This is a genomic window from Streptomyces sp. CA-249302, from assembly GCF_050936785.1.
GTDB lineage: Bacteria > Actinomycetota > Actinomycetes > Streptomycetales > Streptomycetaceae > Streptomyces.
Genome location: NZ_JBNJMG010000001.1, coordinates 4,899,683 through 4,924,142, shown reverse-complemented (window position 1 = coordinate 4,924,142; position 24,460 = coordinate 4,899,683). Strand labels below are relative to the sequence as shown.

Here is a 24,460-nt window from a genome sequence, read left to right as displayed (position 1 = left end):
CCTGAACGGCCTCGTCCTCACACGCCGGACGGGCTGCGATGGGGCTGAGCTCGTCTCTCGGCTGAACAGGACATGGCCCCTGGTCTCCCACCCCCTCAACAACCCAATGAATCAAGGGGATTCCGCGGTGAGCCTCTTCGGTGTCGAGCTCGACTTCAACAACGTCGTCGCGATCGTCAGCGTGACGATCCCGATGCTGGCGTTCGTGTGGGAGTTCGTCGTCATCCGCGGCAAGCGGCTCGGTTACCGGCTCCAGACAGCAACGCACCGCCGCCCTCGGCTACAGCGAGGACGGCACCTACCCGTACTGGCAGACCGAGTACGCCTACACCTACGGCGAACCGCCCGCCGACTCCACCGCCGCCGCCTTCCTGCGCTACCTCACCGACCAGGGCGGCAAGGACATCCCGCGCGAGTACGGCAACCGCCCCTGCTCGGAGACCGAGTACCCGCTGGTGTGCACGCCGACGTGAGCCGCGCCCTGCGCTACCGTCGTCCCGTCGGGGTATCCAACGCACCCGCCCCGGAGGGGACTTCGTGGGGATCGAGAGCGACAAGGTCGTCTACGAGTATCTGAGCGCCGTCGGCGACGTCGCGCAGCAGCGCCAGTTGCCGTCGGCCGCCCGCATGCGCCTCGTCTCCGAGCTGCGCGGCGAGATCGAGCGGCGCCGCGCCAAGGCCACCGTGGACAGCCCCGCCGCCGTCCGCCGGATCATCTCCCGGCTCGGCAGCCCCGACGAGGTCGTCAAGGCCGCCGGGGGCTCGGCTGAAGCAGGGGCCCCCGCCGCCCCGGCCCACGTGCCGGTCCAGCGCGACGACGAGCCCGACGACGGCAAGCGCCTGCCCAAGAGCCTGCGCAGGGTCGTACCGCGGCAGCGCCCCGCCAAGCCCGAACCGGCCGCCGCACCCCCCTCCGACGCCCCCTCCCCGCCGCATCTCGCGTCCGCCGACGAACTCGGCGGCAGCGCCACCCACCCCGACTGGTGGCGGGTGGACAACACCCGCTTCGAGGACAGCCTGCCGACCGGGTTCGTGGGCGGCGTGGAGATCCCCGACCTGCTCAGGCCCCCGCGCCCCAAGGAGCCCGAGCCCGCCCCGGCCACCGAGAAGGCCGTAGCAGCCGAGGAAGCGGAAGAGGAGGCCGTCGAGGACGCTCCCGCGCCCCGGCGCCGCCGCCTCTCCCTCCCCGCCTCCCGCTGGAGCAACCCGCTCCTCCTGCTCGCCGCCGGGCTGCTCGTCGCCGGGGCGATCCTCGGGAACTGGTTCGCGCTGCTGCTCGGCTGGCTCATCGCCTACGCCTCCCGCCGCCTGACCCAGAACGAGTCCAAGTGGGCGGTCATGGGCATGCCGGGCCTGGCGGTCGCGGCCGGTGTGGTGTGGCTCTGGGGCCGCAACGACGGCCGCTGGGGCGACCCCATCGCGCAGGGCCACATGAACGACGCCATCTCCCAGACCTGGCCGTGGGTGGTCCGGGGCGCGGCCGTGCTGTCGGCGCTCTTCGTCGTATGGCGGTCGCAGCGCCGGATGTGAGCGCCGGATGTAGGTGTACGTCACACCGGCCGGACGGCTTCCCGTCGTACGGGGTGGGCACAATGGCCGATATGGCCTTCACCCCCGCATCCCCCGCATCCCCCGCCGCCCCCGCCCTCACCGTCGGCTTCGACCTCGACATGACCCTCATCGACTCCCGGCCCGGCATCCACGCCTGCTACCGGGCGCTGGCCGAGCGGACCGGGACGTACATCGACGCCGATCTGGCGGTCACCCGGCTGGGGCCGCCGCTCGCCGAGGAGCTGGTCAACTGGTTCCCGGAGGAGGAGATCGCGGCGATGGGCGATCTCTACCGGTCGATGTACCCGACGATCGCCATCGAGGCGACGCCCGCCATGGCCGGGGCCCGGGAGGCGATCGACGCGGTGAAGGCGGCCGGGGGACGGGCCATCGTCGTAACCGCGAAGTACCGGCCGAACGCCAGGCTGCACCTGGACCACCTGGGGATCCGGCCCGACGAGCTCGTCGGTGACCTGTGGGCCGAGCAGAAGGCGGAGGCGCTGCGCGAGCACGGGGCCGGGGTGTACGTCGGCGACCACGTCGGGGACGTGCGCGGGGCGCGGAAGGCCGACGCGCTGTCGGTGGCCGTGGCGACCGGGCCGTGCAGCACCGACGAGCTGGCGTCGGCCGGGGCGGACGTCGTGCTCGGGGACCTCACGGAGTTCCCGGACTGGCTGGACGGCTACCGTCCGGCGCGCGCCTGACGGCGGCCCGCGGCGATGGAACGCAGCACTCCGGCACCGGCGACCAGGAAGCCGACTCCCATCAGCATGCTCAGTCCGAACATGTAGGTGGGAAATGGTTTCGCGTGGAGGAACAGCGGAGCCACTGTGACGAGTGTGGCCACCGCGCCGAGGAAGAAGACGATGGCACCGGCACGGATCAGTCGGTCACCGGGCTCGGCGGAATTCGTTTGGGTTTTGTCACGCACCGGACCAGGGTAGTTCCCAGCCCGAAGGAACAACCCGGCGACGTCTTGTCACCGGCCTGAAGACCATTAGCCTTGGTACCGGCGGGTCCGTGACGACCCGCCCGAGTGCTATCAAGAGCCGTTTCCGAAGCAGTTTTCCGACGAGTACGAGGACGAGGACAGACGTGCCTACCGGCAAGGTCAAGTGGTTCAACAGCGAGAAGGGCTTCGGCTTTCTCTCCCGTGACGACGGCGGCGACGTCTTCGTCCATTCCTCGGTCCTCCCCGCCGGAGTAGAAGCACTCAAGCCGGGACAGCGAGTGGAGTTCGGGGTCGTCGCCGGTCAGCGGGGCGACCAGGCGCTTTCGGTCACCATTCTCGACCCGACCCCCTCGGTCGCCGCCGCCACCCGTAAGAAGCCGGACGAACTCGCCTCCATCGTGCAGGATTTGACGACCCTGCTGGAGAACATCACGCCGATGCTGGAGCGAGGCCGCTACCCCGAGAAGGCCTCCGGCAAGAAGATCGCCGGCCTGCTGCGGGCGGTCGCCGACCAACTCGACGTGTAGATACGCGAGCGACGAGTACGTGAGCGACATACGCACCGAACCCGAAGGCGGGGCCACGATTTCCGCGGCCCCGTCCGCCGAACTCCTGGAACGGATCCGGAGACAGCGCCGGCACACCCTGGAACTCCTCACGGTGTCCGCGGTGGGCCTCGTCCCCTGGACGATCCTCCTCTGGTTCACGCTCCCCAGCGGCTACACGGTCCGCCAGTGGCGCGCGGCGTGGGTCGGCTTCGACGTGCTGCTCGTCGTCGCGATGGCGATCACCGCGGTGCTGGGCTGGCGCCGGCACCGCGCGGTCGCCGTGGCCGCCGCCGCGACGGCGACCCTGCTGATCTGCGACGCCTGGTTCGACGTCTCCCTCGCCCTCGGCACCGACGGCGTCTGGATGTCGGCGGCCATGGCGGTCTGCGTCGAACTCCCCCTGGCCTTCTTCCTCATCCGCAAGGTGCTGGGCATGCTGTCCCTGGCGCAGTGGCCACCGCGCACCCCGCTGGCCGACGGTGACGAGAAGGCGTGAGCCCTTTGCTCAGGGGAAGTCGAGGGCTTCCGGCCCGAGTGCGGGTACGAGTCCTTCCGCCGCGGCCCGTGTGAGCAGCCCCCGTACCGCCGCATAACCGTCCTCACCGAGGTCGGCCGTGAACTCGTTGACGTACAGCCCGATGTGCTGATCCGCGACGGCCGGATCCATCTCCTGCGCGTGCTCCATGACATACGGCCGAGACACCTCGGGGTCGTCCCAAGCCGCGCGTACGGACGTCCGGATCGCGGCAGCCAGTCCGGTCAGCGTCTCCGCCCCGAGCGACCGTTTGGCGATGATGGCGCCCAAGGGAATGGGCAGCCCGGTCGTGTCCTCCCAGTGCTCGCCCATGTCCGCGAGCTTGTGCAGCCCGTAGTTCTGGTACGTGAAGCGCGCCTCGTGGATCACCAGCCCCGCGTCGACCTTCCCGTCCCGCACGGCCGGCATGATCTCGTGGAACGGCAGGACGACGATCTCGCCGACGCCACCGGGCAGGGTGTCCGCGGCCCACAGGCGGAACAGCAGGTACGCCGTCGACCTCTCGCTAGGCACCGCGACGGTACGGCCGGTGAGGTCGACGCCCGCCTCCCGCGTCAGCACCAGCGGCCCGCACCCCCGCCCCAGCGCACCCCCGCACGGCAGCAGCGCGTACTCGTCGAGGACGTACGGCAGCACCGCGTACGACACCTTCAGCACGTCGGACTCGCCGCGCTCGGCCATGCCGTTGGTGATGTCGATGTCCGCGAAGGTCACGTCCAGCGCCGGCGCGCCCGGCACGCGGCCGTGGGCGAGGGCGTCGAAGACGAAGGTGTCGTTCGGGCAGGGCGAGTACGCGATGCGCAGAAGGTCACTGGTCATGTGGGTTCCAACTCTCCAGGACGGGCGCGAGCTTCCCGAAACCCTCGGTCAGGGCCGCGAGCGCGTCGCCGATGCGCCAGGCGGCACGGTCGCGCGGGCCGACGGGGTTGGAGACCGCGCGCAGTTCGAGGACGGGGACGCCATGGGCGGCGGCGGCCTCGGCGACCCCGAAGCCCTCCATGGCCTCGGCGAGGGCGCGCGGGTGGCGGGCGCGGAGCACGGCGGCGCGCTCGGCGGTGCCGGTCACCGTGGAGACGGTGAGTACGACGCCGGGGCGCGCTCCGGTGGCACTCACGAGGTCTCGTACGAGTGTTTCCGGCGGACGGTGGGTGACGGTCCCGAAACCGAGCTCGGTGACCGGGAGGAACCCGTCGGCCGTCTCGGCGCCCAGGTCGGCCGCGGTGATCTCGTCGGCGACGACGAGCGAGCCGACGGGTGCCCCGGGCTGGAAACCGCCGGCGATCCCGGCGGAGACGACCAGGTGGTACGGGGTGCCGTGCAGGGCGGCCGTGGTCAGGGCCGTCGCGGTGGAGGCGGCGGCGAGGGCGGGGCCGACGCCGGCCGCGATGACGTCACCGCCGGTGAACGACCGTGCCACCGCGTCCCGTTCGGCGGGGACCGCGGTGGCCACGAGGACACGTACCGAAGTCGTGATCAGTCGTCCTTCTTCAGCTTGAACGACCACAGGCCGGTCACGCCGGTGCCGCTCTTCTTGCCGTCGCCCGCCTTGATGGAGACCAGCGTGGAGTTGCCGGTGGCGCCGTACTGCTGGTTGAAGAAGACGCTGCCCGGGATGGTGCGGTAGGTCTTGTCGCTGTCCTCGGTGAGGGGCTGACCGTTCATCAGGATCGTCCACCGCTTGTCGGCGATGTCCGGGTCGACGCCGAAGCGGACCGTGTCGTCGGGGTCGACCTTGATGGACTGGATGTCCTTGTCCTTCAGGCACTTCGTGAGGTCCGCGGTCTGGAGGTTCTTGCCCTCACCACCGCACGTCGCCTCCTCGCTGACCGAGGAGCGGCCGACCGTGATCGTCGAGCGGGGCGTCGGCTTGTCGCAGGCCGACAGGACGAGCAGCCCGGCGGAGACGGCGCCGGCGACAGCGACGGCGCGGCGGCGTCGCACAGATTGCATCGAGGTCATGGCGGAAGGCTATAGGGCGCGCCTCACGCGCTCCTTACGTGGGGTGCGGCGTGCCTGTGTGTTACGCCACGCGGGGCTTCGCGGGCCCCCCGCGGCGGGCCGAGCCGAGCAGGCCGCGGACCGTGGTGGCCCAGCCGACGGCGATGACCGCGGCGCACAGGCTCAGGCCCGCCGCGCCGTTCAGCGGCATCACGATGCCGATCGCGCCGCCCAGCACCCAGGCCATCTGGAGCATGGTCTCCGAGCGGGCGAACGCCGACGGGCGCACCGTCTCCGGCACGTCCCGCTGGATCAGCGCGTCCAGCGACAGCTTGGCCAGCGCCTGCGAGAACCCGGCGAACGCGGCGAGGCACGCCACCAGGAACGCGCCGAAGAAGATCGCCGCCGTGATCGCCACGCCGAGCACGATCGGCAGCACCGTCACGATGATGATCTCCGGGGCCCGCTGGCGCAGCGCCGCCCCGACGGCCGTACCGAGCGCGTTGCCCGCCCCCGCCGACACGGCCACTATGCCCAGCGACACGGCCGCGCTGGAGCCGGTGAGCGGGTGCTCGCGGAGCAGGAAGGCGAGGAAGAAGGTGAGGAAGCCGGAGAGCCAGCGCAGGGCGGCGTTCGCGCCCAGGGCGTGGGTGACGGCGATGCCGACCGTGCGCAGGCCGGGGCGCTTGACCGGCTTGAGGTGCGGCCCGTGCAGATGCTGCTCGTCCGCCGCCAGCAGGGCCGTGTCCTCGCCCTTGGCCGAGTCGACCTTCGGCGGCAGGGTGAAGGACAGGAACATGCCCCAGATGTAGATCACGAAGGCGCCGTAGAGCGGCCACTCGGGCCCGATCGCGTGCAGGCCCGCCCCGATCGGCGCGGCCACACCGGTGGCCAGGAGCCCGCCGAGGGTGACCCGCGAGTTGGCCTTGACCAGGGAGAACTTGGGTGGGAGCAGCCGGGGTACCACGGCGCTTCTGACCACGCCGTACCCCTTGGACGCGACCAGCACGCCCAGCGCGGCCGGATACAGCTGGAGGCTGCCGGTGGAGACGGCGCTCGCGATGATCAGGGCGAGCAGGGCGCGGGCCAGCATCGAACCGGCCATCGCGGCCCGGCGGCCGTGCGGGAGGCGGTCCAGGAGCGGGCCGATCACCGGGGCGAGGACCGTGAAGGGCGCCATGGTGATCGCGAGGTAGAGCGCGACGCGGCCGCGGGCCTCGTCGGTCGGCACCGAGAAGAAGACGGTGGAGGCGAGCGCGACGGTGATCATCACGTCGCCCGCGCCGTTCACCCCGTGCAGTTCGATCAGCTTGCCGAGGCCGGACTCACCGGCTCCGTGGGCGTGCGTGGCCTTGCGGATCCCGCGGGCGGTACCGGTCACCGGGAAGTGCAGGGCACGCCCGACCGCGCGGACGGGCCCGCCGAACCGGCCCGAACCGCCACCACGACTGCTGCCCTTGACCCCACCGATCCCGGTGGCTCCTTGGGGCGTCCTTGCGGCTGCCACTCCGTCATAGTGCCCCGAGAAAGCTGTGAGTAGTGCGGTTACCGCGCGTATGAACGCCTATGAAGCGCCTATGGGGCGATGAACCATCACGTCGGTGTAGGCCGGAAGGTCGCGAGAAGGTAGCGTGCGTAGCGCGTCGTGGCGAACGTTCTCGGCCGCGCGCCTCTCGGACATCCCGCAGAATGGATGCATGAGGTGCGCCCGAGTGCGATCGGGCACGGACGTCGACGCGGCCCTTCGGTCCGCTCCGTCCACGCCCACCGCCTTCAGGCCGGCGCACCCGAGTGACGGCGTAGGAGAGAAGCGATACCTGTGAGCGCAGCGACAACGCGAAGCCGCACCACCGACCGCCTGTGTGCCGAGGCCGTCGACCTCGCCCGCGCCGCCGCCGAGGAGGCCGCCGCGCCCGGCGTGGTCGGCGAGCACTCCGGCCTGACCTCCGAGGGCGACCGTGTCGTCACGCACTTCTTCGAGTGCAAGGAGCTCGGCTACCGCGGCTGGCGCTGGGCGGTGACCGTGGCCCGCGCGTCCCGCGCCAAGATCGTGACCCTGGACGAGGTCGTCCTGCTCCCCGGCCCGGACGCCCTCCTCGCCCCCGAGTGGGTCCCGTGGAGCGAACGCCTCCGCCCCGGCGACATGGGCCCCGGCGACCTCCTCCCCACCGACGCCGAGGACCTCCGCCTGGAGCCCGGCTACTCCGGCGAGGACGAGCCGACCCCGTCCTCGCCCGTCTCCGAGGAGATGGCCGAGCTGGTCGAGGCCGAGGACGCGGAGGTCACGGAAGGCACCCCCGCGAACCTCCCGGTCGCCCCGGCCCGCGGCTCCATCACCTCCGTGGCCGAGGAACTCGGCATGCGCCGCGCCCGCGTCCTCTCCCGCTACGGCCTCCACACCGCCGCCGACCGCTGGGACGAGGCGTACGGCTCCCAGACCCCCATGGCCCAGGCGGCCCCCGCGACCTGCGTCAGCTGCGGCTTCCTCCAGCCGATCGGCGGCTCCCTCGGCCAGGCCTTCGGAGTCTGCGCCAACGAGTTCTCCCCGGCGGACGGCCGGGTGGTGTCCCTGTCCTACGGCTGCGGCGGCCACTCGGAGGCGGCGATCATGCCGAGGCCGCCCCAGCCCGCCCCACCGGTGGTCGACGAGACCAGGGTCGACCCGTTCCCCCTCCGCCCGTCGGCCGACTCGGGCTCGGTCCCGGTGACGGCGGACGAGGACACGGCGGAACTGGGGCATTCGTAAGGGTTTCGGCATGGTCGCGCGCCGGGCGGGGGCCGACGCGCCGGGCCCGGGGTCAGCTTGTTCGGTCCCCGGCCTCGGCGTAGACAGTGGTCCGCGATCTCGGCGAAAGCGCCCCCGAACCCTGGGAGTACTCCCTCTCGTCGACACCGCCGAATCGTCGATACCGCCGAACTCCTCGCCACCGAGTTGCTCTCCCATGCCGTACGCCACGCAAAAGGCCCCGCCACCCTCCGCGTCCGCTGGTCCGTCGGCGTAGTCCGCATCGGCGCATGGGACGCGAACCCGGAGCCCTCCCGAACCGCCGGCCGAGCTTGAGCGGCTCGGTGACGCGGAGTCCGGCTCAACAGGGCCGTGTTTTCCCGTCGTTGAGCTGTACCGCGACGGCTACCGTGAGGTGTGTCGGAGCGACACCCGTGGTTCTGTCGCATGACGTTCGGTCGGGCGGCAGCGGGCTGCCGGGCCGGGGCGGGGGGCTGCGCATGAAAGAGATCCGGCTGCTCGGCGAGCAACGCATCGTTTCCGGCACGGACTCCGACGCCATGCCGCAGTCGTCGCGAGCGGTCGCACTGCTGAGCTATCTCGTGCTTCGTACGGGGATGGCGCAGGGCCGGCAGCATCTCGCGGCCGTCTTCTGGCCTGATTCCGGGGAGGCGCAGGCGAGAACCAACCTCCGGCGCGAGCTCCACCATCTCAGGCTCCTCCTCGGCCCGGACCCGTCGCTGGTGATCGGTACCGCGACGCTGGCGTGGTGCGACAGCCCGTCGTGCCGTGTGGACGTCCGGGTGTTCCGCACCGAGCGGGCTGCGGCGATGGCGGCGTGGGCGGCGGGGGACCGCCCCGGGTTTCTGGCGCACGCGGCCACGGCGATCGGTGAATATCGCGGTGAGCTCGCGCCTGGGGCCTTGGACGACTGGGTCATCGATGAGCGGGAGCGATTACGGCGGGAATGCGCCGACCTGTGCGACCTGGCCGTCACCGGCTGGCACGAAGCCGGGGATCTGTTCCGGGCGGTGGAGGTCGCCCGGTTCCGGATACGGCTCGAGCCGTACGAGGAGACCGGCTACCGCCGGTTGATGGAACTGCAGCTGGAGTCCGGGGACCGGGCCGCCGCGATGAGCACGTATCACCGGTGCGCTTCGGTTCTGGAGCAGGAACTCGACATGGTTCCGAGCCCTGACACCGAGTCACTGGTCACGCGGCTGCTGGCCCCGCTCCCGGCCTCCTCGCAGCGTCCGGAGTCCGTAGAACCCCGCGCGCGCCTGGGCTCCGCGGGTCTGAGCCTGGTCGGGCGGGAGGCCGAGTTCGCCGCCCTGACGCGGTGCTGGCGCCAGGCCGCCGACGGACGCTGCGGACTTGTCGTCGTGTCGGGCGAGGCCGGGATCGGCAAGAGCAGGCTCGTCGCCGAGGTCGCGGCGGTGGCCGCCGCCGAGGGCGCGGTGGTGGCGACGGCGCGGTGCTTCGGTCTGCAGGGGCAGATCGCGCTCGCACCGATCGCGGACTGGCTGCGTGGGCCGGAGGTGCGGGCCGCCGTCAGCACGCTGGACCCGGTGTGGCGTACCGAAGTGGAACGGCTGGTACCGCGCGGAGAAGCCCGCCCGCCGGACGAGGCGGCCGGACCGCCGATCGGCGGGCGGCGCACCCCCTCCGCCGAGGGATCCCGTGCGATGGCCGACGCCTGGCAGCGGCACCGGTTCTTCGAGGGACTGGCACGCGCCGTGCTCGGCGCCGCGCGCCCGACCCTCCTCGTCCTCGACGACCTCCAGTGGTGCGATCAGGAGACCATGGCCTGGCTGGCCTTCCTGCTCGGCTTCGCGGACGGCTCGCCCGTCCTGATCGCGGCCACGGTCCGCACGGACGAACTGGCGGACAACCAGGATGTCTCCGCCACGCTCAAGGCCCTCAGATCGGCGGGGTCCGTCACCGACTTCGTGCTCAGTCCGCTGGAGCGGGACCAGACCGCGGAGCTCGCCGAATCGGTGCTGGGCCGACCGCTGGCCCCGGCACAGCGCAGGCTCCTGCACGCGGCCACAGGCGGGTTCCCGTTGTTCGTCGTCGAGGCGTCCCGCGGTCTGCCCGGCGTGGGCGCCCCGGACACCTCCGAACCGGGAGCGGACCTGACGGCGGTCCTGAGACGGCGGCTCGAACTGCCCTCGCCGGCGGCCCGGGAAGTGGCGGGCCTCGCCGCCGCACTCGGCCGGGACTTCAGCCTCGACCTGCTCAGCGAGGCCAGTGACCTCGCCCCCGACACTCTGGTGCGGGCGGTCGACGAACTCTGGCGGCACCGGATCCTGCGAGTGCAGCGCACCGGCTACGACTTCTCCCACGACCTGCTCCGCGACGCGGCCTACGCGTCGGTCAGTCCCGCCCGGCGCTGGCTGCTGCACCGGCGACTGGCACAGGGGGTCGAACTCCTCTACTCCGGGGGCCTCGACGAGGTCGCGGCCATGCTCGCCGAGCAGTACGACCGGGGCGGCCGCCCGGACCGCGCCCTGCACTACTTCGCGCGGGCCGCCGAGGTGGCCGCCGGGACGTTCGCCCACGCCGAGGCGGTCCGGCTCTACCGGCGCTGCCTGGCCCTGGTGGCCCGGCTCTCCGGGCGCGAGCGCGACGTCCGCGAGCTGGAAGTGCTCCAGGCGATGTCCGCGCCACTCACCGCTTCGCAGGGCTATGCGTCCCTTGAAGTGCAGAAGGCCCTGGAGAAGTCGGTCTCGCTGGCCGAACGTCTCAACAAACCCGCGCAGTTGCTGGCCGGGCTGGTCGGGCTGTGGTCGGTCTGCTTCGTCCAGGGCCGCATCACGCTCGGCCACGACATGGCGACCAGGGCCCTGAGTCTCGCCGCAGCGGACCGGGAACTGGCAGGGCAGGCGCACTTCGCCTTCGCCGGCGGGGCGACCAGCCTCGGCCGGCCGGCGAGTGCGATCCCGCATTTCGACCTGGCCCTCGAACTCTCCCCGGGGACGGTGTCCCTGGTCGTCGGCTCCCGGCCCGACGTCCATTCCCAGGCCTTCGCCGCCCACGCCTGCTGGCTGCTGGGCGAGAGCGACCAGGCCGCCGAACGGTGTGCCGACGCGATCGCCCGGGCCCGCGCGGCCGAACACCCGTACAGCGTCGCCGTCGCCCTCGCCTACGCGGCCATCACGCACCAGATCAGCGGCGACCGAGCCGCCGCCGACGAGGTCGTCGCGGAGTTGAGCGGCCTGTGCCGCCGCCACGGCTTCGCCTACTACGGCGAATGGGCCCTGATCGTCAGCGGCTGGACGGTGGGCGGCGAGCAGGGTGCCGGTCGGATTCGCGAGGGAATCGGAAGGCTGAGGGCCCAGGGTGCCCACACCCGGATGCCGTACTGGTTGTCGCTGCTCGCCGAGGTGCTCATCGCCGACAAACACCCCGAAGCGGCCCGTGCTGTCCTCGACGCGGCCCGGATCGGAGCCGAGCAGCGCGACGACCTGTGGTGGCTGCCTGAGGTGCTGCGCCTGCGAGCCGGCCTCGAACCGGGCCCGGCCGCCGTGTCCCTGCTCGAACGTGCCGCCGACCTCGCTGCCGGTCAGCAGAGCCGGGTCCTGGAGTCGAGGTGCCGCCGCGATCTCGCCGACCGCACCGTTCGCGGCGCGTCCCGCCGGCTGCCCGTGGCCGCGTCCGGCGCGAACGGATCGCGAACGCGCGGTACGTAGCGTCGGATCCCGAGGGCGGCCTGCCAGGACGCCCAGCAGCGAACCGAGCACCGCAATGGGGGAATGCCATGCCAGAACCCACCACCAGCCACCCCTACGAAGCACTGGCCCACTCGCTTCGGGGCGAGCTCATCAGGCCGGGCGAGGACGGCTACGACGGCGCGCGCGCCGTCTACAACGCGATGATCGACCGCAGGCCGGGGGCGATCGCGCGGTGTGCCGACACCGCGGACGTCGTCGGCTGCGTCGACTTCGCCCGTGAGCACGGGATCGACCTGGCCGTGCGCGGCGGCGGCCACAACGCCGCCGGACTCGGCGTCTGGGACGACGCCCTGGTCATCGACCTCTCCGCGATGCGGACCGTCGCGGTCGACGCCGAGGCGCGCCAGGTGACCGCCCAGGGCGGCTGCCTGTGGTCGGACGTCGACGGCGCGACCGCGGCGGCGGGGATGGCCACCCCGTCGGGGTTCCTGGCCTCGACCGGGGTCGGAGGACTCACGCTCGGCGGCGGCGTCGGCTATCTGACGCGCCGCTTCGGCCTCACCGTCGACAACCTGCTGTCGGCGGAGGTCGTGCTCGCGGACGGAACCGTCGTGACCGCGAGCGCCCAGGACCACGTCGACCTGTTCTGGGCCCTGCGGGGCGGCGGCGGCAACTTCGGGGTGGTCACGGCCTTCACCTTCGCCTGCCACGAGATCGGCGAGGACGGCGTCGTCATCGGCGGACCCGTGCTGTACGACCTGGCGGACGCCGCAGCCGTGATGCGGTGGTACCGAGAGCTCGTCCCGGCCCTCCCGGAAGAGCTCAGCGGCTGGCTGGGGCTCATCACCATCCCCCCGGCACCGCCGTTCCCGGAGGAGCTGTGGGGCCGCAAGTCCTGTGCGATCGTCTGGTGTTACACGGGCCCGCACGCCAAGGCCGATGCGGTGCTGGCCCCGGTCCGCGAGTTCGGCTCGCCGCTGCTGACCGGGGTGCAGGAGATGCCGTTCCCCGTTCTGCAGAGTGCCTTCGACGGCCTGTATCCGGCCGGCCTGCAGTGGTACTGGCGGGCGGACGTCTTCCACGAGATCTCCGACGCCGCCATCGACGTGCACCTCGAGTACGGCGAGAAACTCCCCACGGGGCACTCCACCATGCACCTGTACCCGATCGACGGGGCGGCGGCCCGGATCCCGGAGGACGCGACCGCCTTCCCCTACCGAGGAGGCGGCTGGGCGGGTGTCATCGTCGGCGTCGACCCCGACCCGGCCAACGCCGGCCTGATCACCGACTGGGCCCAGCGCTACTGGGAGGAACTCCACCCCACCTCGGCGGGCGGTGCCTACGTCAACTTCCTCGGGGACGAGGGTCAGGACCGGATCCGCGCGTCCTATCTCGGCAACTACGACCGGCTGACCCGGATCAAGGAGCGTTACGACCCCGAGAACCTGTTCCACGTCAACCAGAACATCCCGCCGGCCACCCGGCGGCCGTGAGAGGAGGAAAACCATGCCTTTACGACGCAGACTGTTGGCACTCGTCACCGCGGTATTCGCGGTGCTGGCCATCGGCTGGGCCACGGGGGCGCCCGCTCAGGCCGCGGGCTTCAACTCGATCAACGTCCTGGGCGGGCACCACTGCCTCGACAACGCCACCCAGGACTCGGCAAAGCTCCAGATGTGGAACTGCACCGGCGGTGCTGAGCAGAAGTGGCTCGAAGAGTTCAACAGCCGGAGCTTCCTGTACACCTTCATCAACCAGGACACAGGACGGTGCATGACCGCCCCCTCATCCGGAACGGGCACCGTCGTGATGTTGACCTGCAACGCGGCTGCGGCCAACCAGCAGTGGAACATCTTCCTCTCGGCCACCCTGCCCGCCGGCCAGTACGAAATCTGGCAGAACGCGTCCAGCGGGTTCTGCCTGCACACGAGCAGCGTAGGAGACGGCAACCTCGTCGACACAGCGCCTTGCAGCACCTTGAGCCTGAACCAACGTTGGCACACGCAGGTGTAACCGTCACAGCCCCAACGACGACCGGCTCCCGCCCGACGGGAGCCGGCCCGTCTCTTCCTCCCCTCCACCTCGCGGTACCTTCGACCCACGCCGACGAGGAGAGTGAACGTGAGCAAGTTCGTGCGGCCCGCTGCCGAGGGTGCCGACCCGTTCGGGACCGCCCGCCTCAGGCGAGGTGTGCTCGATGCCTGGGCAACCAGCCCCGCCCGCTTCCGTGAGGACGCCAACGCCGAAGAGGACCTCGTCCTCGGCGGCTACCGCGACCGCCTCGTCGTAGAGCTCGCGCAGAACGCCGCCGACGCGGCCGCCAGGGCCGGCGTGCCCGGGCGGCTCCGGCTCACCCTCCGGGAGGGCGTCCTGGTCGCCGCCAACACCGGCGCCCCGCTGGACGCGGCCGGCGTCGAGTCGCTGGCCACGCTGCGCGCCTCCGCCAAGCGGGACTCCCGGGCGGGGGAGGGGGCCGTGGGGCGGTTCGGCGTCGGGTTCGCGGCCGTGCTGGCCGTGACCGACGAGCCCGCGGTCGTGGGACGGCACGGGGGCGTGCGATGGTCCCTCGCCGAGGCGCGGGAGTTCGCCGCTGACACCGCTCGGCACAGCCCCGGCCTCGGGGACGAGATCAGGCGCCGGGACGGTCATGTGCCGCTGCTGCGGCTGCCGTTCGCCGCCGAGGGCACCGCTCCGGACCCGTACGACACCGCCGTGATCCTGCCGCTCCGGGACGCCGCCGCCACTGACCTCGCCGAGCGCCTCCTCGACGCCGTGGACGACGCCCTGCTCCTCGCCCTGCCGGGGCTGGAGGAGGTGGTGGTGGAGACCGACACCGTCCGTACCCTGCGGCGCAGTGCCGACGGGCCCTTCACCGTCGTGGAGGACTCGCGCACCGGCACCACCCGCTGGCGTACCGCCGTCGCGCACGGCCCGCTCACCCCGGACCTCCTCGCCGACCGGCCGGTCGAGGAACGGCTGCGCCCGCACTGGTCGGTGACCTGGGCGGTGCCCGCCGACGCGGACGGCAGCCCGGTGCGGCCCGGTACCAGCCCCGTCGTGCACGCCCCGACGCCGAGCGACGAGCCGCTGGGTGTACCGGCGCTGCTCATCGCCTCCTTCCCGCTGGACACCACCCGCCGCCACGCGGCCCCGGGACCGCTGACCGACTTCCTGGTCCAGCGCGCGGCCGACGCCTACGCCGAACTCCTCGGCGACTGGCGCCCGGTGGGGGAGGGCATCATCGGCCTGGTCCCCGGCCCGCTGGGCAAGGGCGAGCTGGACGGCGCACTGCGCGCGGCGATCCTGGAGCGGCTCCCGCGCACGGAGTTCCTGCCCCTGGCCGCCGAGCCCACCGCGGGCCGCGAGGGCCGCGACGAGCACGACATCGACCTCCCCGAATCCCTCCGCCCCCGCGACGCCGAGATCGTCGAGGGCGCCGGTGCCGACACCGTCCGGGTGCTGGCGGAGGTCCTCCCCACCCTCCTCCCCGCCGGCCTCGAACGCCGCGTGGAACTACGGACGTTGGGCGTCGCCCGCGTCCCCCTCACCGACGCGATCGACCGGCTCGCGGGCCTGGAGAAGGACCCCGGCTGGTGGCAGCGGCTCTACGACAGCCTCGCCGGGGTGGACCCGGATCGGCTCTCGGGGCTGCCGGTTCCCCTTGCCGACGGGCGTACGACGATCGGGCCCCGGCAGGTCCTCATCCCCACCTCCTCCGACGACACCCGTATCGACCCCGAGGTGCTCGCCCGGCTCGGGCTGAAGGTCGCCCACCCGGACGCCGCCCACCCCCTTCTGGAGAAGCTCGGCGCGCTGCCCGCGACCCCGCGCGCGGTCCTCACCACCCCGCAGGTCCGGGCCGCGGTCGCCGCCTCCCTCGACGACGAGGGCGGCCTTGACTGGGAGCAGGAGGCCCCGGACGCCGAGGAGTTGGCCGACACCGTGCTCGCGCTCGTGCGGGACGCGGGCCTCGATCCGGGTGAGGAGCCGTGGCTCGGCGCGCTCGCCCTCCCGGACGAGGACGGGGAGTTGGCACCCGCCGGCGAACTCGTCTTCCCCGGCAGCCCCTTCCACCAGGTGATCCGTGAGGACGAACTCGCCACCGTCGACGCCGAGTTGGCGGAGAAGTGGGGCGTGCAGCCGCTGGCCGCCTGTGGAGTCCTCGCCGACTTCGCCCTCGTACGAGCCACGGATGTGGTGCTGGACCCAGACGAACTGGAGCCCCGCGAGGGCGACTTCGCCGAGCCCGACGACGCCGGGCTGCTCGACGCCGTGGACGTGTGGAGCGAGGACGTTCTGGACCGCTTCCCGGACACGCCCGTACCGCCGGTCGCCACCGAGCTGATCGCCGTACGGGATCTCGACCTGGTCGACGACGACAAGTGGCCGCAGGCCTTGGCCCTGCTGGCCCGGCCGCCGCTGCGGGACGCGCTCACGCAGCCGGTCCGGATCCTGCTGCCCGACGGCACCCACGAGGTCGTACGGCCTTACACCGCATGGTGGTTGCGCGGGCACCCGGTGATCGACGGGCGGCGGCCGGCCGGTCTGCTCGCCTCCGGCGGGGACCCGCTGCTGCGCGGGCTCTATGACGAGGCCGACGCGACCGGGTTCGACGACGAGCAGGTGCTGCGGGCGCTGGGCGTCCGGACGTCCGTCGCGGCGCTGCTCGACGAGCCGGGCGGTGCGGCCGAGCTCCTCGACCGGCTCGCCGATCCCGAGCGGCCGGTGAGCGGGGCCCAACTGCACGCGCTCTACGGGGCGTTGGCGGACCTGGACCCCGAGCAGGTGACTCTCCCGGACGAGCTGCGGGCCGTCGTGGACGGGCGGGTGGAGGTCGTGGACGCGGCGGACGCCGTGGTCGTCGACTCGCCGGACCTGCTGCCCTTCACCGCGGGTGTCCCGCTGCTGCCGGTGCGCCCGGCGCGGGCGGCCGAACTGGCGGAGCTGTTCCAGGTGCGGCGGCTCAGCGAGTCGGTGACGGGGCGGGTGGACTCCGAGGGCGCCGAACACGACGTACCGGATTCGGTACGGGTGCTGCTCGGCTCGCGGACCCCCGCCACGTACGTCGAACACGAGGAGCTCTTCGTCGACGGTGTGGAGCTCGACTGGCGTCTGACCAGCGACGACGTGCTGCACGCGGCCACCCTGGAAGGGGTCGCCGCGGGGCTCGCCTGGGCGGCCGGGCAGTGGCCCCGGCGGTTCGAGGTGGCGGCCCTGCTGGAGGACCCGTCGCGGACCGGGGAACTCGCGCGGGACCGGTGGTTCGACTGACCCGTCGGAGGCCGTCGTCACACGACGGTCCTTGATCTCAAAATTTCCCGCACAAATTATTTACCCTCGTACAACCTTTCCCGTGCGTCACGGATCTGATCACGTGAGCCAACAGGCTCACGTGATCACTTCCTACGGGGAACACATGCGAATTCGCAGCACTGTGGCCGCCGTCACCGGCGCCCTGGCCCTCTCCGCCCTCGTCGCGCCCGCGGCTCTCGCCGCCGACGGCCCGAAGGCTCCCGCGGGTGTCGCCGCCTCCAACGAGGCCGCGCACTCCGCCGCCGGCAAGACCGCGTTCAGCACCGCCGACGTCACCGGCACGCCGTACGCCCTGGACGCGACCTTCTCCAACGTGAAGGTCAACAAGGGCAAGAACATCGTCGTGGGCACCACGGCCGTCGTGAAGGTGCCGGTCTCCTTCACGCTGACCCACGGCGTGGACGTCGACATCCACGCCTCCGACTTCGTCTCCGCCGTCGAGCTGTACCGCGGCGCGTCCTTCGACGACGAGGAGTGGTGGTTCGACAGCGGCGTGGCCAAGTGCACCGACGCCTCGGACACCGTCGCCAACTGCACCGCCACCGTCGCGGTCGACCCGCTGACGCTGCTGAACGAGGACGCGGGCGCCTGGAAGGCCGCCGCCTTCGCGGTCGCCTGGAACGGCCAGGACCCTGAGGACGAGAACCTGGACCTGAGCAAGGTCGGCGTCGCCGTCAAGGACAAGGCTGCCGCCCCCTACAACCTCCAGCGCCTCTCCAAGCTGACGGTCAACGCCACGCCGGAGCCGGTCAAGAAGGGCAAGACCATCACGGTCACCGGCAAGCTCTCCCGCGCCAACTGGGAGACCGGCAAGTACGCGGGCTACGCGACCCAGCCGGTGAAGCTCCAGTTCCGCAAGAAGAGCAGCAGCACCTACACCACGCTCAAGGGCATCAAGTCGACCTCGACCGGCACCCTGAAGACGACGACCAAGGCCACGGTCGACGGCTACTACCGCTTCTCCTTCGCGGGCACCACGACCACCCCGGCGGTCAGCGCCACGGGTGACTACGTCGACGTGAAGTAAGCACGTGAAGTAAGCAGCAATCGCCTGTGAGTTACGGCGGCTGCCGGGTGGGGACCCGGGCAGCCGCCGTTTCTCCGTGGATGGCAAGGGCTTCGCAATCCAAGGTCAAAATCCCCCGGTGGCCGTACAACTCCCCCCATGCGTCACGGATCTGATCCCGTGAGCCAACAGGCTCCACTTTCGCTTTTCTCCACTTGGGGAACACATGCACATACGTGCCACCGTGGCCGCCGTCTCCGGCGCCCTGGCCCTGTCCGCCTTCGCCCTGCCGGCCGCGCACGCCGCAGACTCCGCCGGCTCGTACCGCGCGGACGTCGCGAAGGTCCAGGAGGCCGCCCGCGCGGCCACCGGCAAGACCGCGTTCAGCACGGCCGCCGACGCGGCCGACCCGCAGCCGTACGCGATGGACGTCACCTTCTCCGACTTCAAGATCGCCAAGGCGGTCAAGGTCGGCACGACCGGGAACGTCTCCACCAAGGTCACCTACACGCTGACCCACGGCGCGGACGTCGACATCACCGCCGACGACTTCCTGACCGGCCCGTTCATCTACCGGGGCACCTTCGCCACCCCGGACAACGAGCTGTTCGGCGACGACCCGGCCACCTGCACGGCCACCTCCGACACCACGGCCAGCTGCACCGGCCTGGTCACCGCCCACCCGAGCGAGGGCGAGCTGCTCAACTCGGACGCGGGCACCTGGAAGGGCGCGGCCCTGGCCATCGCCTACAACGGCCAGGACCCGACCTCCGACAGCTTCGACATCACCAAGGTCGGCTACGCGGAGCAGGGCACCCTCGGCACCACCCTGGTCCAGCGCTACTCCAAGCTGACGGTGAACGCCACGCCGGAGCCGGTGAAGAAGGGCAAGACCATCACGGTCACCGGCTCGCTCACCCGGGCGAACTGGGAGGACAACAAGTACCACGGCTACACCAGCCAGCCGGTGAAGCTCCAGTTCCGCAAGAAGGGCTCCACCACCTACACCACGCTCAAGGGCATCTACTCCAGCTCGACGGGCACCCTGAAGACGACGACCAAGGCCACGGTCGACGGCTACTACCGCTTCTCCTTCGCGGGCACCACGACGACCCCGGCGGTCAGCGCGACCGGTGACTACGTCGACGTGCAGTAAGCAGATCTAGGCGGGAAAGCGGCGGTCGACCAGCTTCCAGAGAAGTTCCAGGACGGCCGCCGCGACCGCCGCGATGCCCACCGCGACCCACGGCATCGTCACCCCGACCAGCTTCAGAGCGAAGAAGTGCTGGAGCCACGGGACGAAGAGCACGAAGAGGAACGCCACGCCCATCGAGGCGACCAGGACGACCCGCCACCAGGTGTAGGGGCGGGCGATGATGGCCAGGACCCACATCGAGATCAGGAAGAGCGTGAGCGTCGCCGCGCTGGTCTCCGCGTCCAACGAGCCCTCGCCGACGTAGTAGTGACGGGCGATCAGATACGTCACGAAGGTCGCGACCGCGGCCACCACCCCACCCGGGACCGAGTACCGCATCACCCGCCGTACGAAGTGGGGTTGGGCCCGTTCCTTGTTGGGCGCGAGGGCCAGGAAGAAGGCCGGGACGCCGATCGTCAGGGTGGAGAGAAGCGTCAAGTGCCTTGGCAGGAAGGGGTATTCGACCTGCCAGCAGACCACCAGGATCGCCAGCAGCACCGAGTAGACCGTCTTGACCAGGAACAGGGTCGCCACCCGCGTGATGTTCCCGATGACCCGGCGGCCCTCGGCGACCACGTCCGGCAGCGTCGCGAAGCTGTTGTCGAGCAGCACGATCTGCGCGACCGCCCGCGTGGCCTCCGACCCCGAGCCCATGGACACGCCGATGTCCGCGTCCTTGAGGGCCAGTACGTCGTTCACCCCGTCCCCGGTCATCGCGACGTTGTGCCCGCGTGACTGCAACGCGCCCACCATGTCCCGCTTCTGCTGCGGGGTGACCCGCCCGAACACCGTGCCCTCGTCCAGGGACCTGGCCATCTCCTCCCGGTCGGCGGGCAGTCGGCGCGCGTCGACAGTGGTGCCGCTCAGCCCCAGCTTCGCGGCCACCGCCCCCACCGACACCGCGTTGTCCCCGGAGATGACCTTGGCCTTGACGTCCTGCTCGGCGAAGTAGCGCAGGGTGTCGGCCGCGTCGGGACGCAGCCGCTGTTCGAGTACGACGAGGGCGGTGGGGCGGGCTTCCCGTGCGGGCTCGGGATCGTCGAGGTCGCGGCCGGTGCGGGCCAGCAGCAGCACCCGCAGCCCCTGCTCGTTGAGCCGCCCGGTCTCGGCGAGCGCCGGGTCGTCGGCGGCCAGCAGCACGTCGGGCGCCCCGAGGAGCCACGTGCTGTTCTCGCCGTTGCCCTCACTGAAGGTGGCGCCGCTGTACTTGCGGGCGGAGGAGAAGGGCAGCGACTCGGTGCAGCGCCAGTCCTCGACGTCCGGGTAGGCGTCGATGATCGCCTGGAGGGAGGCGTTCGGGCGCGGGTCGGACTCGCCGAGGGCGCCGAGCACCTTGCGCACGTACGACTCGTCGGCGCCCTGTAGCGGCCGCAGCTCGGTGACGTCCATGCCGCCCTCGGTGAGGGTGCCGGTCTTGTCGAGGCAGACGGTGTCGATGCGGGCGAGGCCCTCGATGGCGGGGAGCTCCTGTACGAGGCACTGTTTTCGGCCAAGCCGGATCACGCCGATCGCGAAGGCGACGGAGGTGAGCAGCACCAGCCCCTCCGGGACCATCGGCACGATCCCGCCGACGGTCCGCGCGACCGAGTCCTTGAACCCGTGTTCCTTGACGAACATCTGACTGATGATCAGGCCGATCGCGGTCGGGATCATCATCCACGTCACGTACTTGAGGATCGTGGAGATACCGGTGCGCAGCTCGGAGTGGACGAGGGTGAACCGCGAGGCCTCCTCGGCCAGTTGGGCGGCGTACGCCTCTCGGCCCACCTTGGTCGCCTGGAACGCGCCGCCGCCGGCCACCACGAAGCTGCCCGACATCACCTCGTCCCCGGGCCGCTTGACCACGGGGTCGGCCTCACCGGTGAGCAGCGACTCGTCGATCTCCAGCCCGTCGGCCTCGACGCACACCCCGTCGACCACGGCCTTGTCGCCGGGCCCGATCTCGATGAGGTCGTCCAGCACGATCTGCGAGGTGCTGACGGCGCCGGCCACCCCGTCCCGCCGTACCGTCGGCTTCGCCTCCCCGATCACGGCCAGCGAGTCGAGGGTCTTCTTCGCCCGCCACTCCTGGATGATCCCGATCCCGGTGTTGGCGATGATCACGTACCCGAACAGGCTGTCCTGGAAGGGCGCGACGAACAGCATGATCAGCCAGAGCACACCGATGATCGCGTTGAACCGGGTGAAGACGTTCGCCCGGACGATCTCCGACATCGACCGGCTGCTGCGCAGGGGAACGTCGTTGACCTGCCCCCGCGCCACCCGCTCGGCCACCTCGGCGGCGGTCAGTCCGCGTGCCGCCACGGGGGCGGGCGCGGGGTGCACAGGGTCGAGCTCGGCGCCCGCGTCGATGTGCGTCATGCATTCGACGGTACGTGCGGATATGCGGCTTCACCCGCCGAGTGGGCGGAAGATCCGACCTGGGGAGGAGCGGACTCGTGCAGGGGTAGTACGGCTTATTCGGCCGCCTCCGCCTCCAGTGCCGCGGCCCGCTTGATCGCCGCGTCCCGCCGCCGTACGAAGTACACCCCGTACAGCCCGAGCACCCCGCCGGCCAGACAGGTCCACAGCCACCACAGGTGCCCGTGGTCGTCGTACCAGCCGTAGAAGGGGAGCTGCACCAGGAAGAGGACGAACCACACGATCGTGCCGCCGGTGATGGTGGCGACCACGGGCCCCTCCAGGGGCTCCGGCGCCTCGTGCTGCGGTGTCCACTTCGCCATGGCGCCTAGCTTACGAGGCGATCACATCTACGCGCGGAGATGGTCATCGACGATCTCATATGTTCATACTGAAACTGTTTGCGTCTGTCCACTTCTGCTCGTAGGAACATCCAATGACGACCGCCCTCGACCGCTACTTCAAGATCTCCGAACGGGGCAGCACGCTCCCGCGCGAGATCCGGGGCGGCTTCGCCACCTTCTTCGCGATGGCCTACATCATCGTGCTGAACCCGATCATCCTGGGCAGCGCGAAGGACATGTACGGGCACCACCTGGACAACGGACAGTTGGTCACGGCGACCGCCGTCACGGCCGCCTTCACCACACTCCTGATGGGCGTCGTCGGCAACGTCCCGATCGCGCTCGCCGCCGGCCTCGGCGTGAACTCGGTCGTCGCCCTCCAGCTCGCGCCCCGGATGTCCTGGCCCGACGCGATGGGCATGGTCGTGCTGGCCGGCTTCGTCGTGATGCTCCTGGTCGCCACCGGCCTGCGCGAGCGCGTCATGAACGCCGTGCCCTTCGGCCTGCGCAAGGCGATCTCCATCGGTATCGGCCTGTTCATCATGCTGATCGGGCTCGTCGACTCCGGCTTCGTCTCCCGCATCCCGGACGCCGCCCAGACCACCGTCCCGCTCCAGCTCGGCAGCGACGGCCACCTCAACGGCTGGCCGGTCCTGGTCTTCATCCTCGGTGCGCTGCTGACGCTCGCCCTCATCGTCCGCAAGGTCTCCGGCGCGATCCTGATCTCCATCGTCACGATGACCGTCCTCGCGATGATCATCGACGCGGTCGCGACGATCCCCTCCTGGGGCCTGACCACGCCGAAGTGGCCCGGCAACCCGGTCGCCACCCCGGACTTCGGCCTGATCGGCAAGGTCAGCCTGTTCGGCGGCTTCTCCCACGTCGGCGTGGTGACCGGCATCCTCTTCGTCTTCACGGTCCTGCTGTCATGCTTCTTCGACGCGATGGGCACGATCATGGGCGTCAGCGACGAGGCGAAGCTGACCAACGCCAAGGGTGAGATGCCCGGCATCAACCGGGTCCTGTTCGTCGACGGCCTCGCGGTCGCCGCCGGTGGCGCCAGCTCCTCCTCGGCCACCACCGCCTTCGTGGAGTCCACGGCCGGCGTCGGCGAGGGCGCCCGTACCGGCTTCGCGAACGTCGTCACCGGCGGACTCTTCACCGTCGCCCTGTTCCTGACCCCCGTCGCCACCATGGTCCCGTCCCAGGCGGCCACCCCGGCGCTGCTCGCGGTCGGCTTCCTGATCCTGTCCAACTCGGTCAAGGAGATCGACTGGGCGGACTACACGATCGCCGTCCCCGCCTTCATCACGATGGTGATGATGCCGTTCACCTACTCGATCACGAACGGCATCGGCATGGGCTTCATCACCTTCGTGGTGCTGCGCCTGGCCGCCGGCCGGGGCCGGGAGATCCCGGTCCCGATGTACGTGGTCGCGGCGGTGTTCGGCTTCTACTACCTGATGCCGGCGCTGGGTCTGACGTGACGGTTCACGTGCCGGTTCACGTGACCCCGTAGAACTTCTCGGTCTCGTCCACGGCGGTCTTGAACCGCTCGTCGAAGTCATCCCGAATGAGCGTCCGGACGACGTAGTCCTGGACGCTCATTCCCCTTTTGGCCGCATGGTCTCGGAGCCGGTCGAGCAGCTCCCCGTCTATCCGCAGGCTGAGCACTTCGGTCCCCATGTACACGAGGGTCGCTGGCCGGGTTCCGGCGATGTTCACTTTCTGCTGTCGACTCACTCGTTCGGGTGACTATGCGGTTTGGGTGGCCAGGGTCACGGGAATCCGGGCGCGCCCCAGCTTGTTTAGAGAGGGTAATGAGTTACGCTAAAGAGATGCCGGACCTCACCCATGGCGACGACGCTGCCGCCGTGAACTCCCTTCGCTCAGCCGTCATGCGGCTGTCCCGTCGGCTCAAGCACCAGCGCGTCGACGAGTCGCTCAGCCCCACCGAGATGTCGGTGCTGGGCACCCTGTCCAACTGGGGCAGCTGCACCCCGGGCGAGCTCGCCCGCAAGGAGCATGTGCAGCCACCGTCGATGACCCGCATCGTCGCGCTGCTCGAGGCCAAGGGCCTGGTGCGGCTCGAGCCGCACCCCGAGGACCGGCGCCAGAAGGTCGTCACCAAGACCGAGCAGGCCGAGGCCATGCTCGCGGAGAGCCGCGCCAAGCGGAACGCCTTCCTGGCCAACCTGGTCGAGGGCCTGGACGAGGACGAGTGGGCGAAACTGCGCGCCGCCGCCCCCGTGCTGGAGAAGCTCGCACATCTGTAAGCA

At 71.0% G+C, this 24,460-nt stretch carries 21 protein-coding genes and 1 pseudogene; 14 read left to right on the top strand and 8 right to left on the bottom strand.

Annotated features, from left to right (window positions below):
- The first annotated feature begins 537 nt into the window (after nucleotides 1-537).
- Together ACQEWB_RS21935 and ACQEWB_RS21930 are read left to right on the top strand one after the other, a co-directional pair.
- A complete protein-coding gene (locus ACQEWB_RS21935; protein ID WP_432833554.1) occupies nucleotides 538-1,530 on the top strand; it encodes a hypothetical protein in 993 nt (330 codons plus the stop codon).
- A 71-nt stretch (nucleotides 1,531-1,601) separates the two neighbouring features.
- Entirely contained in the window at nucleotides 1,602-2,255 is a 654-nt protein-coding gene (locus ACQEWB_RS21930; RefSeq protein ID WP_432833552.1) for an HAD family hydrolase, read from the top strand.
- On the opposite strand, the gene ACQEWB_RS21925 is transcribed toward ACQEWB_RS21930, so the two are convergent.
- Nucleotides 2,234-2,482 (bottom strand): hypothetical protein, encoded by a 249-nt coding sequence (locus tag ACQEWB_RS21925; RefSeq protein ID WP_432833550.1) that lies wholly within the window; start codon nucleotides 2,480-2,482, stop codon nucleotides 2,234-2,236. The two genes, ACQEWB_RS21930 and ACQEWB_RS21925, sit on opposite strands and share 22 nt — an antisense overlap.
- A gap of 164 nt (nucleotides 2,483-2,646) precedes the next feature.
- Between ACQEWB_RS21925 and ACQEWB_RS21920 the strand changes: the two genes are divergently transcribed.
- Together ACQEWB_RS21920 and ACQEWB_RS21915 are read left to right on the top strand one after the other, a co-directional pair.
- A complete protein-coding gene (locus ACQEWB_RS21920; protein ID WP_432833548.1) occupies nucleotides 2,647-3,030 on the top strand; it encodes a cold-shock protein in 384 nt (127 codons plus the stop codon).
- Between the two features lie 19 nt (nucleotides 3,031-3,049).
- A complete protein-coding gene (locus ACQEWB_RS21915) occupies nucleotides 3,050-3,547 on the top strand; it encodes a hypothetical protein (protein ID WP_432833546.1) in 498 nt (165 codons plus the stop codon).
- A 9-nt stretch (nucleotides 3,548-3,556) separates the two neighbouring features.
- On the opposite strand, the gene ACQEWB_RS21910 is transcribed toward ACQEWB_RS21915, so the two are convergent.
- From ACQEWB_RS21910 to ACQEWB_RS21895, 4 genes are all read right to left on the bottom strand, one after another.
- A complete protein-coding gene (locus ACQEWB_RS21910) occupies nucleotides 3,557-4,405 on the bottom strand; it encodes a 1,4-dihydroxy-6-naphthoate synthase (protein WP_432833544.1) in 849 nt (282 codons plus the stop codon).
- Complete coding sequence (locus ACQEWB_RS21905; RefSeq protein WP_432833542.1) at nucleotides 4,395-5,090, bottom strand: futalosine hydrolase; 696 nt, start codon at nucleotides 5,088-5,090, stop codon at nucleotides 4,395-4,397. Before ACQEWB_RS21905 ends, ACQEWB_RS21910 begins: the two co-directional genes overlap by 11 nt.
- Nucleotides 5,060-5,545, bottom strand: coding sequence for a DUF2771 domain-containing protein (locus ACQEWB_RS21900; RefSeq protein WP_432833540.1), 486 nt, complete (start codon nucleotides 5,543-5,545; stop codon nucleotides 5,060-5,062). Before ACQEWB_RS21900 ends, ACQEWB_RS21905 begins: the two co-directional genes overlap by 31 nt.
- A 61-nt stretch (nucleotides 5,546-5,606) precedes the next feature.
- The gene (locus ACQEWB_RS21895; protein ID WP_432833538.1) at nucleotides 5,607-7,031 is read right to left on the bottom strand and encodes an MFS transporter; all 1,425 of its coding nucleotides are present in this window, start codon (nucleotides 7,029-7,031) and stop codon (nucleotides 5,607-5,609) included.
- 312 nt (nucleotides 7,032-7,343) lie between these two features.
- On the opposite strand from ACQEWB_RS21895, the gene ACQEWB_RS21890 reads away from it, so the two are divergent.
- The 8 genes and pseudogenes from ACQEWB_RS21890 (at nucleotide 7,344) to ACQEWB_RS21855 (ending at nucleotide 19,398) form a co-directional block, all read left to right on the top strand.
- On the top strand, nucleotides 7,344-8,270 hold the full coding sequence (locus ACQEWB_RS21890; RefSeq protein ID WP_432833536.1) for a DUF3027 domain-containing protein: 927 nt from the start codon (nucleotides 7,344-7,346) through the stop codon (nucleotides 8,268-8,270).
- Nucleotides 8,271-8,366: 96 nt separating this feature from the next.
- A pseudogene (locus ACQEWB_RS21885) lies at nucleotides 8,367-8,700 on the top strand (ATP-binding protein).
- A gap of 49 nt (nucleotides 8,701-8,749) precedes the next feature.
- Complete coding sequence (locus tag ACQEWB_RS21880) at nucleotides 8,750-11,941, top strand: ATP-binding protein (protein ID WP_432833534.1); 3,192 nt, start codon at nucleotides 8,750-8,752, stop codon at nucleotides 11,939-11,941.
- A gap of 68 nt (nucleotides 11,942-12,009) precedes the next feature.
- Nucleotides 12,010-13,416: an FAD-binding oxidoreductase gene (locus ACQEWB_RS21875; protein WP_432833532.1), complete on the top strand. Its 1,407-nt coding sequence runs from the start codon at nucleotides 12,010-12,012 to the stop codon at nucleotides 13,414-13,416.
- A 34-nt stretch (nucleotides 13,417-13,450) separates the two neighbouring features.
- Nucleotides 13,451-13,936, top strand: coding sequence for an RICIN domain-containing protein (locus ACQEWB_RS21870; protein WP_432833530.1), 486 nt, complete (start codon nucleotides 13,451-13,453; stop codon nucleotides 13,934-13,936).
- Between the two features lie 108 nt (nucleotides 13,937-14,044).
- Nucleotides 14,045-17,194, top strand: coding sequence for a sacsin N-terminal ATP-binding-like domain-containing protein (locus tag ACQEWB_RS21865; protein WP_432833528.1), 3,150 nt, complete (start codon nucleotides 14,045-14,047; stop codon nucleotides 17,192-17,194).
- Between the two features lie 145 nt (nucleotides 17,195-17,339).
- On the top strand, nucleotides 17,340-18,263 hold the full coding sequence (locus ACQEWB_RS21860; RefSeq protein ID WP_432833526.1) for a hypothetical protein: 924 nt from the start codon (nucleotides 17,340-17,342) through the stop codon (nucleotides 18,261-18,263).
- Between the two features lie 205 nt (nucleotides 18,264-18,468).
- The gene (locus tag ACQEWB_RS21855; protein WP_432833524.1) at nucleotides 18,469-19,398 is read left to right on the top strand and encodes a hypothetical protein; all 930 of its coding nucleotides are present in this window, start codon (nucleotides 18,469-18,471) and stop codon (nucleotides 19,396-19,398) included.
- A 6-nt stretch (nucleotides 19,399-19,404) separates the two neighbouring features.
- On the opposite strand, the gene ACQEWB_RS21850 is transcribed toward ACQEWB_RS21855, so the two are convergent.
- Together ACQEWB_RS21850 and ACQEWB_RS21845 are read right to left on the bottom strand one after the other, a co-directional pair.
- Entirely contained in the window at nucleotides 19,405-21,798 is a 2,394-nt protein-coding gene (locus ACQEWB_RS21850) for an HAD-IC family P-type ATPase (protein ID WP_432833522.1), read from the bottom strand.
- A 95-nt stretch (nucleotides 21,799-21,893) separates the two neighbouring features.
- Entirely contained in the window at nucleotides 21,894-22,160 is a 267-nt protein-coding gene (locus tag ACQEWB_RS21845; protein WP_432833520.1) for a DUF2530 domain-containing protein, read from the bottom strand.
- A gap of 113 nt (nucleotides 22,161-22,273) precedes the next feature.
- Between ACQEWB_RS21845 and ACQEWB_RS21840 the strand changes: the two genes are divergently transcribed.
- Entirely contained in the window at nucleotides 22,274-23,668 is a 1,395-nt protein-coding gene (locus tag ACQEWB_RS21840) for an NCS2 family permease (RefSeq protein ID WP_432833518.1), read from the top strand.
- Nucleotides 23,669-23,684: 16 nt separating this feature from the next.
- Here ACQEWB_RS21840 and ACQEWB_RS21835 read toward each other — a convergent pair whose 3' ends face one another.
- Entirely contained in the window at nucleotides 23,685-23,867 is a 183-nt protein-coding gene (locus tag ACQEWB_RS21835) for a ribbon-helix-helix protein, CopG family (protein WP_432833516.1), read from the bottom strand.
- A gap of 152 nt (nucleotides 23,868-24,019) precedes the next feature.
- On the opposite strand from ACQEWB_RS21835, the gene ACQEWB_RS21830 reads away from it, so the two are divergent.
- Nucleotides 24,020-24,457, top strand: a complete 438-nt coding sequence (locus ACQEWB_RS21830; protein WP_432833514.1) for a MarR family winged helix-turn-helix transcriptional regulator — start codon at nucleotides 24,020-24,022, stop codon at nucleotides 24,455-24,457.
- Nucleotides 24,458-24,460 lie beyond the last annotated feature (3 nt).

What these genes read in the sequence shown, in the direction of transcription:
- ACQEWB_RS21930 (WP_432833552.1), top strand. Translation starts at nt 1,602, where the DNA reads ATGGCCTTCACCCCCGCATCCCCCGCATCCCCCGCCGCCCCCGCCCTC.
- ACQEWB_RS21910 (WP_432833544.1), bottom strand. Translation starts at nt 4,405, where the DNA reads ATGACCAGTGACCTTCTGCGCATCGCGTACTCGCCCTGCCCGAACGAC.
- ACQEWB_RS21900 (WP_432833540.1), bottom strand. Translation starts at nt 5,545, where the DNA reads ATGACCTCGATGCAATCTGTGCGACGCCGCCGCGCCGTCGCTGTCGCC.
- ACQEWB_RS21880 (WP_432833534.1), top strand. Translation starts at nt 8,750, where the DNA reads ATGAAAGAGATCCGGCTGCTCGGCGAGCAACGCATCGTTTCCGGCACG.
- ACQEWB_RS21875 (WP_432833532.1), top strand. Translation starts at nt 12,010, where the DNA reads ATGCCAGAACCCACCACCAGCCACCCCTACGAAGCACTGGCCCACTCG.
- ACQEWB_RS21860 (WP_432833526.1), top strand. Translation starts at nt 17,340, where the DNA reads ATGCGAATTCGCAGCACTGTGGCCGCCGTCACCGGCGCCCTGGCCCTC.
- ACQEWB_RS21855 (WP_432833524.1), top strand. Translation starts at nt 18,469, where the DNA reads ATGCACATACGTGCCACCGTGGCCGCCGTCTCCGGCGCCCTGGCCCTG.
- ACQEWB_RS21850 (WP_432833522.1), bottom strand. Translation starts at nt 21,798, where the DNA reads ATGACGCACATCGACGCGGGCGCCGAGCTCGACCCTGTGCACCCCGCG.
- ACQEWB_RS21845 (WP_432833520.1), bottom strand. Translation starts at nt 22,160, where the DNA reads ATGGCGAAGTGGACACCGCAGCACGAGGCGCCGGAGCCCCTGGAGGGG.
- ACQEWB_RS21840 (WP_432833518.1), top strand. Translation starts at nt 22,274, where the DNA reads ATGACGACCGCCCTCGACCGCTACTTCAAGATCTCCGAACGGGGCAGC.
- ACQEWB_RS21835 (WP_432833516.1), bottom strand. Translation starts at nt 23,867, where the DNA reads ATGGGGACCGAAGTGCTCAGCCTGCGGATAGACGGGGAGCTGCTCGAC.
- ACQEWB_RS21830 (WP_432833514.1), top strand. Translation starts at nt 24,020, where the DNA reads ATGCCGGACCTCACCCATGGCGACGACGCTGCCGCCGTGAACTCCCTT.